General features: G+C 53.2%; 13 protein-coding genes. 4 read left to right on the top strand and 9 right to left on the bottom strand.

Features of this window, described 5'->3' with window-relative positions; all coding sequences use genetic code 11:
• Positions 1-12: 12 nt before the first annotated feature.
• Complete coding sequence (locus ACFQ0F_RS03080) at positions 13-765, bottom strand: hypothetical protein (protein ID WP_379069042.1); 753 nt, start codon at positions 763-765, stop codon at positions 13-15.
• A complete protein-coding gene (locus ACFQ0F_RS03075) occupies positions 765-1634 on the bottom strand; it encodes an alpha/beta hydrolase fold domain-containing protein (RefSeq protein ID WP_379069039.1) in 870 nt (289 codons plus the stop codon). Before ACFQ0F_RS03075 ends, ACFQ0F_RS03080 begins: the two co-directional genes overlap by 1 nt.
• A gap of 165 nt (positions 1635-1799) precedes the next feature.
• On the opposite strand from ACFQ0F_RS03075, the gene ACFQ0F_RS03070 reads away from it, so the two are divergent.
• Positions 1800-2666 carry a class I SAM-dependent methyltransferase gene (locus ACFQ0F_RS03070; protein WP_379069036.1) on the top strand — a complete coding sequence of 289 codons (867 nt, stop codon included), beginning with the start codon at positions 1800-1802 and terminating at the stop codon, positions 2664-2666.
• Here ACFQ0F_RS03070 and ACFQ0F_RS03065 read toward each other — a convergent pair.
• The 3 genes from ACFQ0F_RS03065 to prmB are packed head-to-tail and all read right to left on the bottom strand — an operon-like array spanning position 2663 to position 5894.
• Complete coding sequence (locus tag ACFQ0F_RS03065) at positions 2663-3826, bottom strand: MFS transporter (RefSeq protein WP_379069033.1); 1164 nt, start codon at positions 3824-3826, stop codon at positions 2663-2665. The genes ACFQ0F_RS03070 and ACFQ0F_RS03065 overlap by 4 nt on opposite strands.
• The gene (gene aroC / locus ACFQ0F_RS03060) at positions 3823-4938 is read right to left on the bottom strand and encodes a chorismate synthase (RefSeq protein WP_379069030.1); all 1116 of its coding nucleotides are present in this window, start codon (positions 4936-4938) and stop codon (positions 3823-3825) included. The genes ACFQ0F_RS03065 and aroC overlap by 4 nt, the downstream gene beginning before the upstream one ends.
• On the bottom strand, positions 4938-5894 hold the full coding sequence (gene prmB, locus ACFQ0F_RS03055) for a 50S ribosomal protein L3 N(5)-glutamine methyltransferase (RefSeq protein WP_340674931.1): 957 nt from the start codon (positions 5892-5894) through the stop codon (positions 4938-4940). Before prmB ends, aroC begins: the two co-directional genes overlap by 1 nt.
• 130 nt (positions 5895-6024) lie before the next feature.
• Here prmB and ACFQ0F_RS03050 point away from each other — a divergent pair, with 130 nt between their 5' ends.
• From ACFQ0F_RS03050 to ACFQ0F_RS03040, 3 genes are all read left to right on the top strand, one after another.
• Positions 6025-6702, top strand: a complete 678-nt coding sequence (locus ACFQ0F_RS03050) for a Smr/MutS family protein (RefSeq protein WP_379069026.1) — start codon at positions 6025-6027, stop codon at positions 6700-6702.
• 58 nt (positions 6703-6760) lie between these two features.
• A complete protein-coding gene (gene folE / locus ACFQ0F_RS03045) occupies positions 6761-7309 on the top strand; it encodes a GTP cyclohydrolase I FolE (protein WP_340674991.1) in 549 nt (182 codons plus the stop codon).
• 138 nt (positions 7310-7447) lie between these two features.
• Positions 7448-8902 carry a mechanosensitive ion channel gene (locus ACFQ0F_RS03040; RefSeq protein WP_340674929.1) on the top strand — a complete coding sequence of 485 codons (1455 nt, stop codon included), beginning with the start codon at positions 7448-7450 and terminating at the stop codon, positions 8900-8902.
• Between the two features lie 74 nt (positions 8903-8976).
• On the opposite strand, the gene ACFQ0F_RS03035 is transcribed toward ACFQ0F_RS03040, so the two are convergent.
• Genes ACFQ0F_RS03035 through ACFQ0F_RS03020 form a run of 4 tightly spaced genes read right to left on the bottom strand, consistent with a single transcriptional unit; the run spans position 8977 to position 12154 of the window.
• On the bottom strand, positions 8977-9888 hold the full coding sequence (locus ACFQ0F_RS03035) for a DMT family transporter (protein ID WP_379069022.1): 912 nt from the start codon (positions 9886-9888) through the stop codon (positions 8977-8979).
• Positions 9889-9912: 24 nt separating this feature from the next.
• Entirely contained in the window at positions 9913-10386 is a 474-nt protein-coding gene (locus ACFQ0F_RS03030; RefSeq protein ID WP_379069019.1) for an Mpo1 family 2-hydroxy fatty acid dioxygenase, read from the bottom strand.
• Positions 10387-10427: 41 nt separating this feature from the next.
• Positions 10428-11303, bottom strand: a complete 876-nt coding sequence (locus tag ACFQ0F_RS03025) for an alpha/beta fold hydrolase (RefSeq protein ID WP_379069016.1) — start codon at positions 11301-11303, stop codon at positions 10428-10430.
• Positions 11300-12154 carry an alpha/beta fold hydrolase gene (locus ACFQ0F_RS03020; protein WP_379069013.1) on the bottom strand — a complete coding sequence of 285 codons (855 nt, stop codon included), beginning with the start codon at positions 12152-12154 and terminating at the stop codon, positions 11300-11302. The genes ACFQ0F_RS03025 and ACFQ0F_RS03020 overlap by 4 nt, the downstream gene beginning before the upstream one ends.
• Positions 12155-12176 lie beyond the last annotated feature (22 nt).

The raw sequence follows: 12176 nt of genomic DNA, 5'->3' as shown, positions 1-12176 counted from the left end.
GTCTTTTACGTATTAGAGTCCAGGCAGCTTTGCCGGTGCTTTATCGGGTTTGACGCGATAATCGATGCGCACATTGAAGGGCTTGCCGGTAGCACGATCAAGAATGTTTGAGATGCCTTCATAACGCAGCAAGGACTTACTCTCTAAACCGTAAATGACATTGAGAGGATCAACCACAAAGCGCAGCAGCGAGTCGGGCTGAATGCTTATACGAATGGCCTTCTCTCCAGCGAAATCTAACTGACCTTTGGGCACGGCCTTAAAGCGATAAAAGTCGCGGCGACCAATCACTATCAAGCTTAGGTCAATAGACTTTCCCGCCTTAAACTTGTCTAGATTATCGACGAGCAAGCCGTTGAAACCAGAGTCGGCCGCTAGGTTTTTTTGACGGGCAATCGTCTCGGTTTCTATGTCTTTATCACGCTTAGTTTTCACCGTGATCGACTTGTCGCTGATCGCGGTGATGGAGTCTTGGTAGCGGCCGCCTCCAAGCGTGAACGTTACTAGCGGGATATAGGCATCCTTGCTGAAATCTAGGGTTTTATCGCCCATGAAACGGCCATCGGGGGCGTAAAACTTCATCGTGCCAGACAGCCAACGATCGCCATCGTATTGGTGATTATGCACCTCGGTATAAAGGTAATCGCCTGTCTTCAAATCGGTGGCATAGCCATAATAAGACTTCGTTTCTACTGCCGATGCAGGAGTGCTCAATAAGGCACTAGCAGCAATAACTAGCGTGGCCACTACGTTAATCACACCCATCACATATCACTCCCGACGACATGCGCAGGTATCGAGGCAGGCGCCAAGTATGAGGCGAGAAAATTAGTTGCCGCAGCGCTGCTACCACCGGTGAAAAGTGCTGCAAAAAAGTGGCCATAAAACCAGCGTGTATAGAGTGTGACTGGCACATCAGCGCGCGCTAGCGCTGCCTGCATTTGTTTAGCCTGCTGATAGCTCACCATCGTATCTAGGCGGCCATGATAGAGAAAATACGGTGGAGTCTGCGCGCTCACTTGCGTCACTGGCGAAGCTACAGCCCAGAGCTCAGGTGCCTCATCACGCGACTTGCCGAGCAAGTCTTTCACCATATTTGAGTTCGGCCATTCGCGCAGGTCGGCTGGTATACCGCCAGCAATGACAGCTGCTATCGGCAATGCCTGTGGCTGCATAGCCAATAACGAAGCCAAGTGTGCGCCCGCCGAATATCCCCATACGGCAATACTCGACGTATCAAGACCATGCTCAGCACCCTGCGTGGCTAGCCAGCGCACCGCCTCACTCATGTCATCTAACTGCGCAGGAAAGCGCCATTCAGGTGCTAGTCGATACGACACTGAGACAGCGGCATAGCCCGCAGCCTGTAAGTGTTCGCAAATTTCTTTTACATAGCCATCGTCACGCGCACCACTACTCCAGCCACCGCCGTGAATCACCATGACCGTTGGCGCTAACGCTGAACTATTGGGGCGATAAATATCGGCCTGCAGATTAGCTGGCCATTGCGGCGAGCTATAACGCACAGTTTCTGGCGATGGTAACTCCTCGGCATGAAGCAATGGTGAGAGACCGCAAAGCAGCAGCGCGTGGAGCAGTACAGATCGAATCAGACACGGTAATCGCATAGTCATTACACTCATTAAATGGCCCATATACACACTTAGACTCCGTAAGTTGGCAAGCGTTACACAACAAGAACGACCAATGCGCTAGCGCCATCATAAAAATCGCCGTAGTCTGCGAGCGCTAAGCACGGGTGCGAGAGCCGCCTAGCGTGACTTTTAATTGGAGTGGTCATGGCCAAAAATAGCCAAGAAAAAAATAACAATAACATCAGCCCCACCGCGCATTACACCGGCTATGTCTGGGTTGCCAACGGCCTATCCCACCCCTCTTTTGCCACGCTTAAAGGCCAAGCCTTATACGCCGCATTACGTGGGCCACAATGGCTTTCGCAACGCCTAAGCGGCCCCAGCATGGATAATATTTTACTGGCGCGACACACACTCATCGACCTCCAGCTAGAGCGTGCCATTAGTAGCGGCGCAATCACTCAAGTGATCGAAATTGCTAGTGGCTTATCACCTCGCGGTTGGCGCTTTGCGGAGCGTCATGGCGATGCGATTGAGTATATCGAGGCAGATTTGCCGGCCATGGCTCAGCGCAAGCGTGAGCTACTAAAAAACGCTGGCCTCGATAGCAGTAATCATCGTGTCGTTGATATAGATGCTTTTAGCGATGATTGCCCGCTAAGCTTGAACGCACTGATCAGCACCTTAGACCGCCGCAAAGGCACAGCCATCATCACCGAGGGCTTGATCAATTACTTCGATACCAACAGCGTGATTGGCCTTTGGAGCCGTATAGCCGATGCACTAGGCCATATGCAACGTGGTATTTATCTATCCGACATTCATCTAAGTAACCTCAGTAACGATCTAGCAAGCAAAGCCTTTGTGAAAATGCTGTCACGCTTTGTTCGCAGCCAGGTGCATCTGCATTTTGATGGTGAAGCGAGTGCTGAACAGGCCTTATTACTCTCTGGCTTTGGCAGCGCACATTTGCTACGCCCACGCGATTTTGCTGAGCGACTGCCTTATTGCCGCGCAAAAGGTGCTAATCAAGTACGAGTGATTGCGGCTCGAACTGGCAACTGGGGTTAGGCACTGATTGTTGGCAGTGAACGCCGTGCGCCATAGTGCAGTGCTATAAATGCCAGCACGCACAGGCCAGCAGCAACTGTAAATATCCATGGTCCGGTATCTGGCGCCCACAACATGCCGACCCACCATGAACCCAACGCCACACCTGTGCCCCACAGCATGCTGTACACCGCCTGACCTTGGCCTTGGTTGCCATCGCCAAAGTAGCGATAAATTCGCGTCATAGCAGCGGCATGGAAGGTGGCAAAACTCGCGGCGTGCAGCAGCTGCGCCAACCAAATAACCTCTACAGTATCAACAAACTGCCCTATCAATACCCAGCGCAGAGCCGCCAGCAGTAAGCTAATCAGCATCAGCCGTTGCTCGCCAACCCACGGCAAAAACTTATGCATGACGATAAAAATTGCGACTTCGGCAAACACGCCAACACCCCATAACCAACCTATGTGCGTGCGCGAGTAGCCATGCTCTTCGAGAAAAATACTGTAGAAGGTGTAATACGGCGCATGCGAAAGCTGCAGCAAGAAATGCGCAAGAAAAAAGCTCCAGACCGGCGTCTGCTTTAGTAGCTGCCAAACATTTGAATCGGCTTCGTGCCGTGTGGGTGTGGCGATGTCTGGCACAAATAAACTCGCCAACCATGTGGCTACAGCACAGGCGAGCAATGCCAGTGGCAACATTGCAACGTCATAATGATCAAACGCCAACCCTAGCCCCGTGCCGGTGACAATAAAGCCCAGCGAGCCCCAGACGCGGACTTGGCTATAGCGTTCACGCTGGCGGCCCAAGTGCGCCATAGTCACTGCTTCAAACTGCGCCAAAATGGCATTTTGAAAGAAGCCATAGGCCAGTAATACCGCGGCTAATGGCCAAAACTCGCGAGCAACAAAGACGCCCAACCAGCCGATGCAAATCATGAAGGCGCCGATACGCACCAAGCGCAAACGCCGACCGGTGCTGTCGGCGATATAGCCCCAGAAATTCGGCGCAATGATGCGCGTGGCCATGACCACGGCCATTAGCTGGCCGATAGCCTCGGCGTTGAAGCCAAGGCTTTGCAGATACAAGCCCCAGTAGGGCATGAAGCCGCCGATGACGGCGAAGTAGAAGAAGTAAAACGCGCCCAGCCGAATAAACGGCGGGCGGGGACTCGAACTCACGAAGTCGTTGAGCCCAAGACTCGGCCTGGCACGACTGGCGTAGTGCATTGCACCAAAGCATTTTGCGCACGATGACGCAGCGCATGATCGAGTAAAACGATGGCCATCATGGCTTCGGCTATCGGTGTTGCACGCACACCGACACAGGGGTCGTGACGACCTTTAGTGACCACATCTATCGCCTCACCGGCCAAATTAATGCTGCGGCCTGGCGTGGTAATGCTCGAAGTAGGTTTCAAAGCAATACGCACCACCAGCTCTTGCCCAGTGGAAATACCACCCAACACACCACCGGCGTGATTACTCAAAAAGCCTTCTGGTGTGATCTCATCGCGATGCTGCTCGCCACGCTGATTGACCACAGCAAAACCATCACCGACTTCCACGCCTTTCACCGCGTTAATACTCATCATCGCGTGTGCCAAATCGGCATCGAGACGATCAAATACCGGCTCGCCCCAACCCACGGGCAGGCCTTCGGCAAACACCTCAATGGCCGCGCCAATGCTCGAACCTTCGGTGCGCATGCTCAGCACCAAGGCCTCCATCTGTGTCACGGCGTCGCGATCACCGCAGAAAAATGGATTTTCACGGACATAATTCCAGTCGCAGACCTGCGCTTTAATGTCGCCAATTTGCGAGACACGACCACGAATACTGACGCCAAACTGCTCACTTAATACCTTGCGAGCAATTGCACCGGCAGCCACACGCATTGCGGTTTCACGCGCACTGGAGCGACCACCGCCACGGTAATCACGAAAACCATATTTATGCGTGTAAGTGTAGTCGGCGTGTGCGGGGCGAAAGGTGTCGGCAATATTGCCGTAGTCTTTCGAGCGCTGATCGGTGTTTTCAATCACCAGCGCAATCGGCGTGCCGGTGGTTTTCCCCTCAAATACGCCGGATAAAATACGCACCACATCGTCTTCGCGGCGCTGCGTAGAAAACGAAGATGTGCCAGGTTTACGGCGATCTAAATCGCCCTGCAAATCTGCTTCAGACAGCGTAATGCCCGGCGGCACGCCATCGACAATCGCTGTTAATGCCGGCCCATGCGACTCACCTGCGGTCATCACGCGAAACACTTGCCCAATGCTATTGCCGGCCATTAGATGCTGCTCTCAAAAGTGGCTTGATGCTCACGGCAATCGGCCGCGGTCAAGACAAACACGCCATGCCCGCCACGGACAAAGTCGACCCAAACAAAGGGCACGTCAGGGAAAGTTTGCTGCAAGGCCCATTGCGAATTGCCCACTTCCACCACCAATACGCCGTCTTCAGTTAAGTAGTCGGCAGCTTCGGCCAAAATGCGCTTAGTGATGTCTAAGCCATCAATGCCCGAGGCCAAGCCCAACTCCGGCTCGCGAGTAAACTCTAGGGGTAAATCGGCCATGTCTTCGGCATCAACATAAGGCGGGTTGCTGATAATCAGATCGTAGCGTTGGCCAGGCAACTTGTTAAACACATCAGACTCGAGCAAGCCAACGCGCTCTTGTAAGTCGTGATGCTCAACGTTGAGCGCAGCCACACTCAAGGCATCGATGGAAATATCCGTGCCATCGACCAAGGCATCGGGGAACTCCACAGCGCAAGCAATCGCGATGCAGCCGGAGCCTGTGCAGAGATCTAAAATACGCTGTGGCTCATGGTCTAGCCAAGGCAAAAAGCGACTTTCAATCAGCTCAGCAATCGGCGAGCGCGGTACAAGCACGCGCTCATCGACATAAAATGGCAGATTGGCGAAGTAAGACAGATTCAGTAAATAGGCCAAAGGCGTGCGGTCATTGACGCGGCGCTTGAGAATATCGGCAATCGCCGCTGCCTCGCTGGGCAGCACGCGTGCATCGATGATTTCGCCATCGGCGGACCACGACAAGTTCAGCGTTTGCATGACCAATGCTGTCGCCTCAGCAAAGGGATCGTCGCTGCCATGACCTAAATGCACATCGCAGCCCCGAAAGCAGCTAACGCAAAAACGAATCCAGTCACGAATATTGACTAAATGTTGCTGGGCTTCAGCCAAAACCTCATCGGATAAGGTTAGTTCAGCGCTCGATTCGCTCACATGCACTCCCAGGCCATCACGTAGATAGCAGAAAAAACGGCAACCTCGTGTAGGCTGCAAAGACTTTGGATTTTATACTAGCTAGCGCCCTTAAGGGGAGACTGTCGCCGACAGACGAGGAATTAGCGTCATGAAAGACCCGTTGTTGACCACATTGAAGCGTCAACTTAAAGCCGAAACGCCAGTGCCGAAGCTGGCCAAGCCTATTGTGGCCGCCCCGCCACCTGAGTTGAGCGAAGAAGAACTGTTCACTCGAGCCATGCAGGGTGCCACGCGCATGGAGGCTCCACCGCCACCGCCTCGACCCAAGCGCCGCCCCACACCTAGCGCACAAGCCTTAATGCGGCGCGCCCAAGCCGAAGGCGAGCTTGAACGTGCCAACCAACCATTATCAGACACTGTCGCCCTACTCGCTGGTGTCGCACCCGAAGCCATCTTAGAGTTTCGGCAAAATGGCGTGCAGCCTCGCCAATTCGAGCAACTCAAGCTCGGCAAACTACCATGGCAGGCAGCGGTTGATTTACACGGCTGCACACTAGATCAAGCTCGTGAGGCAGTACTTAGCCTGCTCGATAACTGCCAAAAAGAGCAGCTGCATGTCGCCAAAATCGTTCACGGCAAAGGCCTGATTAACGGCCAAGCCGTGCTAAAAAGCGCTGTTAATGGCTGGCTCAAACAGCTGCCGCAAATACTGGCTTTTAGCTCAGCACCAGCACGCGAAGGCGGCACTGGCGCGGTGCTATTGCTGCTAAAACGCGACCGGCAAGCGCGAATTGATCCAAGACTAGACAAGCCCGAAGTGCTGTAGGCTTTACTCCCTGAGCGTTAGTCGCTAGCGTGCAGGCCTTATCAATCAAGACACGAGAATAATCATGGAAAACGCCTACGCAGATATTATCCGCGCAGTGGGTGAAGACCTGGGCCGTCCTGGCCTGCTCGACACACCAAAACGCGCCGCCAAAGCCTTTAAGTATCTGTGCAAAGGCTATAACGAAGACCTAGACACCTTGGTCAATGGTGCAGTCTTTCCGTCGGACAATGACCAAATGGTGTTGGTTAAGGACATCGAGCTGTATTCGCTCTGTGAGCACCATTTACTGCCCTTCATTGGCAAGGTTCATGTTGCCTATATTCCATCAGGCCAAGTTTTGGGGCTTTCGAAAGTAGCTCGCATCGCCGATATGTATTCGCGCCGCCTGCAAATTCAAGAAAACCTCACCAAGCAAATTGCCGACGCAATTCAGCAGGTTACTAATGCTCATGGCGTGGCAGTAACGATTGAGGCCAAGCATATGTGCATGATGATGCGTGGAGTCGAAAAGCAAAATTCAGTGATGAAAACATCCATCATGCTAGGTATGTTCCGCGATAACCCACAAACACGTAATGAGTATTTGTCACTCATTACAGGATAAAAATCGCCACCAACCATGACAGTCGTCGCTGAAAGCCTGCGAAAGGTTTACAGCGGCGGCTATCTCCCCTAGGGTAAAAAGGCAGCACCTTATTGAAATCAATAAGATAGCTACTTCCCTTGGTTTGGAGAATTTCTCATGGAACATTTTTCCTTAGCCGAGCGCCTACAAGACACCCTCAGCGGTCAAGTGCCTGCCATTATTGGCGCGCTCTTGCTTCTGCTCGTTGGCTGGATTGTCGCGCTCATGGCTGCGGCCCTATCGCGTAAAGTCTTAAGCAGTGTTGGCCTCAATACTCGCGTGCAAAGCAGCACCGGCATCGAAGCCAACTTAGAGGCAATCGTGTCTCGCATTGCATTCTGGTTTATCTTCCTAATCGCGCTAATTGCTAGCTTCAATATACTCAGTCTGTTCAATGTCTCAGCGCCCCTGTCGAATATGCTCGGCGAGGTCATGACGTATTTGCCGCGCTTAGTGTCGGGCCTTGTGCTTTTAGTCGTGGGTTGGGTATTGGCATCGCTAGTACGCACCGGCATTACCAAGCTCCTAGACTCTACCTCTGTCGATGAGCGCTTAAGTGCCGAAGCAGGCATGCGTCCGATCAGCGAAAACATGGGCCAAGTGGCTTACTGGCTGATTTTATTGCTTTTTGTGCCACTTATCTTAGGTACATTAAACCTCGATGGTCTGATGCAGCCGGTGCAAAATCTCATTGATAGCTTGATGGCTTATCTGCCCAATATCATCGCCGCTGTTGTCATAAGCGTCGTTGGTTATGGCGTTGCCAAGATCGTTAGCGGTGTCGTCAGCAATCTATTAGGTGCCACACGCTTATCTTCTGCGGCCTCGCAAATGGGCTTAAGTGACAGCATTGACCTAGCAAAAGGCATTGGCAGCATCGTGTTTCTGGTGATCTTCGTGCCAGCATTGATCTCTGCCCTCGACGCACTCGCCATTGAAGCGATTGCAGGGCCTGCGAAAAACTTGCTAGATCAGTTGGTTTCAGCCGTACCAGGCATCATCGCAGCCGCGTTGATCATTGTGCTGACCTACTATGTCGCGCGCTTCGCCTCGGCCTTTGTTACTCGCCTAATGGCCAGTGCCGGCTTCGACACCTTGCCAGAAAAAATTGGCATGGCTAAAGCCCTAGGCTCACGTCCACTGTCAGCTGTTATCGGTCAGTTGGTGATGTTCTTCGCTATGCTCTTCGCCACTATCGAAGCCGCTAATCAGCTTGGCTTTAGCGCCGTCAGCCACTTAGTCAGCGCGTTTATCCTGTTCGGCGGCGACATTCTGCTGGGCGCGGTGATCTTGCTGGTGGGCTTCTGGTTAGCGAATGTGTTGGCGCAGGTCGTTGCCCAAAACAATCGTAGCGAAAGCACCTGGCTCTCCGGTCTCGTTCGCACCTTGGTTATGGGCTTAGTCATTGCCATGGGCCTACGCGCCATGGGCATTGCCGACTCCATCGTCAATCTCGCCTTTGGCCTAACGCTAGGCGCTGTGGCCGTGGCATTCGCCCTCGCCTTTGGCTTGGGTGGCCGTGAAGCCGCCGCTAAATTGCTTGATCGTTGGGTATCACGCAAGGAAGACTAAAGCCTTGCACATGGCGGCGCTGCTTGCAGTGACGCCATGAAGATGTTGTCAGTTGGCCCTGCCGTGGATATGCACTAAGGGCTAACTGGCAATATCACTCTTGCCCTAGCTAGCGCGCCAACTAGTGCACCTAAAAAGATAAGCATGAGACCGATAGCCGACGCCGGTGTTAACACCTCACCCAGTATGGCAATCGCCAATAACGTACCAGCTACTGGCACCGCAGACATCATCACCGCCACACGCACAGCACCGAGCAATTCGGTGGCCTTAGCAAAGGTCCACATCGCGCAACAGACAACAATTCCACCCTGATAAAAGCCCTGCAGCGCAATATCGCCCCAGCTTGCCTGTGATAAAGCTTTTGGCAGAAACACGGCATAAATCGGGATATACACCAGCAGCGAAAACGCCACCACGCCCAAGGTCACATCGAAGGCGCGGGTTTGCCAGTGCCGCAGCAACACCGCAAATAACGACCAACAAATGCTCGCGCCAAGAAACATCAGATCGCCAGGCAAGCTCTCCCAGCTGGCGCCGCGCATCATGGCGACAAATAGCGTGGTTACACCGGAGATGATTAATGCCAAGCCCAACATGCGCTGAAAGCTTGGCTTTTCGCGCAACAGCGCCAAGGCAAATAAGGTAGTAAAAAATGGCAATGTGCCAGCGATTAGCACCGCGCCGTGATTAGCCGGTGCGTATTGGAAGCCGCCATAGGCAAACAAGGGATAGCTCACGCCTGCCAATAAGGCAAAGGTAAGTGATTGATACCACGGCAATTTGCGCTTAGAAGAGTTCAGTACGCGAGGCAACCACCACGGCATCAGGATGGCAGCGGCAAACACCGTGCGCAGTGCGGCAACATCGAATGGTGTTAGCGGACTTTGCCCGCCAACACGCGATATGACGATGAAGCCTGACCAAATGCAGATAGTTAACAGCGCGAAAATATAGCCTTTTTCAACAGGTTGCAGCGCACGCATGGACAGACCTCAAGGGGGATGAGCTTACTTAGTGCGCAATGGAACGCCCCATTCCTCCAGAACGAACAATGGCCCGATCAACAAAAACACTAAATCATCAAGAAAGCTAGGTTTGGCACCTTCAATATTGTGGCCAATAAGCTGGACAAGCCACGCCGCTATCCAAGCGATAACTGCCGTCCAAATCAGCGGCAAGGGACTGCTTTCGACCGCCATAATAACCGCGATGGAGACGCCTAAGAATACGACCATGGCCGCAACGGCACGCCATCCTAAGCGTGAATAAAACGCCGCCAACATCAATATCGAAGCCACTGTCGCGACATTGACATAAGGCGCCCAAGCAGCCTCACTGCCTAGCATCGCCATGCTTAATGGCCAACCAAAGGCCAATGAGCTGATTAAAATAACCGGCACGCAAACAAAATGAATGAGCTGATTGCGTGGATTGCGATGGGTTTTGCCATATTCGTTTAAAAATTCGTCAATACTGCGCATAAAACTCTCCCTGATTAATCCGCTTAGTTATAGGTGTGAAACTACGCTAGAAACGCATTAATAGCATCTGCAACTTGCTCAGGGCAATCATCTAAATGTAAATGATGGCCTCCGGCCAAATTCACCTGCTCAAGCTGATTAAAGTGGGAAAGTCTTGCGGCGTAACGTGGTTTATTTTTGCCCAACTGCTTAGGCAGGCCAGCATCGCCGGTGACTAATAAGCACGGCGCAGTGATGGCGTTAATACAGGCCAATACCTGCTCTTCGCTGAAGCGCATCAGCGAGTTTAAGCGTAAGCGTTTATCGGTGCGCCAACGCAATTCGCCAGACTCAAACTCGATCAAGGCGCGTTCGCATAAATCCCGTGAGGCAGACTCGCTAAGCATGCCGGTGATACCTTGGCGGCGTGCGGTCACGGCCTGCTCTACCGTGGCGATAGGCCTTCGGCTTGGGCTATAACTCATTAAGCCTTCCAATGCCGCGCGAGTATCGGTTGCGTAGTTGCTAGGGTCGGCACTGATTGGGCCGAGACCATCGATCATGATTAAGGCTTGGATGCGCTCAGGGAAAATGCCGGCCAAGAGCATGAGTAAGCCGGCACCAAGCGAATGCCCGAGTAGTATCAGCGGGCCATCATTTGGCGCGATATGCTGCATGGCGGCGTAAATGTCGTCGAGAAAATCGGCGTTGTGATAGCGCATGCCATCGGGGCGCGGATCGCTAAGGCCGTGGCCAGCAAGGTCTAGGGCATGAATGCGATGGCCTTTGAGCATAGGCGCGAGTCGATTAAATGTGCCGGCGTTGTCCATCCAGCCGTGTACTGCGAGGATGGGCACGGCTTGAATCGATGCGTCGTGCCATGTTTTCACCGCCAAGTCGCCACGGTCTAACGGTAGCGCGATGCGATAGTCGCTCATTTTGCTTGCGAGCCAGTGTTGATCGAGCGTGGCATGCTGGTATGCGTACCAGCGTGCATCGCCAAAATATGCTCACGTACACGCGCAGCCGTATGCTCAGGCTGCTCTAGCGGGAACATATGATTACCAGCGGTTATCTCTAATGGTACGCGCTGGGCTTTCGCCAACTTCGTCATTTCGCCGCTGCTCAAAAACTCACTTTCAGCGCCGGTCATCACTACGCGCGGCATATTCAGTGGCCGCCAATAACGCCAGCTATCGCTCGGTGTATTGCGGAACATTTCCACTTCACGCTTGGGATCAAATGCCAAACGCACGCCATCGCCGTCGGCGACTAGACCATGCTCCACATAGAGCTTAAAGCTTTCATCGCTAAAGGCTTTAAACAGGCCTTTAGTGCGCAATGAGTCGTGCATAGCTTGCGCGTTGGGCCACTGCGCTCGACGATTTTTGCTGCGACCAGCGGGCGTGATGCGATCGACTTGCCTAATCGCCTTCATAAACGCAACAAATACCCCGGCCAGAGGGCTAACACAGGCTGGGTCCATCAGGATCATGCCTTGAAATAACGTGGGGTCGCGATGTGCAGCAATCAGTGAGCACATGCCGCCCAAGGAATGACCTACAGCAATAACCGGGCGGCCATTGGCTTGCGCGCGCACAGAGTCGGCAAGCTCATCGCCTAAACCATGCCAATTTGGCGCAATGGCATAGCGCGGATTGTGGCCAAGCTTAGGTATAGAAATAACGTCGATGTCATCGCCTAGCGCTTTAAAAAAAGCGCCGTAGCTGCCACTAGGAAAGCCATTAGCATGGCCAAAATGCACCAGCGGTCGTGTTGTGTTGCTCATGCTTGCGCTCCTGCGCGCTGCC

The organism is Paraperlucidibaca wandonensis (assembly GCF_042677145.1).
GTDB classification, from domain to species: domain Bacteria; phylum Pseudomonadota; class Gammaproteobacteria; order Pseudomonadales; family Moraxellaceae; genus Perlucidibaca; species Perlucidibaca wandonensis.
This window is presented reverse-complemented; position numbering and strand designations above follow the sequence as displayed.

Bases quoted from the DNA above. Each gene is read 5' to 3' on its own strand.
- ACFQ0F_RS03025 (WP_379069016.1), bottom strand. From the start codon at position 11,303: ATGAGCGACTATCGCATCGCGCTACCGTTAGACCGTGGCGACTTGGCG.
- ACFQ0F_RS03035 (WP_379069022.1), bottom strand. From the start codon at position 9,888: ATGCGTGCGCTGCAACCTGTTGAAAAAGGCTATATTTTCGCGCTGTTA.
- ACFQ0F_RS03040 (WP_340674929.1), top strand. From the start codon at position 7,448: ATGGAACATTTTTCCTTAGCCGAGCGCCTACAAGACACCCTCAGCGGT.
- ACFQ0F_RS03075 (WP_379069039.1), bottom strand. From the start codon at position 1,634: ATGACTATGCGATTACCGTGTCTGATTCGATCTGTACTGCTCCACGCG.
- ACFQ0F_RS03020 (WP_379069013.1), bottom strand. From the start codon at position 12,154: ATGAGCAACACAACACGACCGCTGGTGCATTTTGGCCATGCTAATGGC.
- ACFQ0F_RS03070 (WP_379069036.1), top strand. From the start codon at position 1,800: ATGGCCAAAAATAGCCAAGAAAAAAATAACAATAACATCAGCCCCACC.
- ACFQ0F_RS03050 (WP_379069026.1), top strand. From the start codon at position 6,025: ATGAAAGACCCGTTGTTGACCACATTGAAGCGTCAACTTAAAGCCGAA.
- ACFQ0F_RS03030 (WP_379069019.1), bottom strand. From the start codon at position 10,386: ATGCGCAGTATTGACGAATTTTTAAACGAATATGGCAAAACCCATCGC.
- aroC (WP_379069030.1), bottom strand. From the start codon at position 4,938: ATGGCCGGCAATAGCATTGGGCAAGTGTTTCGCGTGATGACCGCAGGT.
- ACFQ0F_RS03080 (WP_379069042.1), bottom strand. From the start codon at position 765: ATGGGTGTGATTAACGTAGTGGCCACGCTAGTTATTGCTGCTAGTGCC.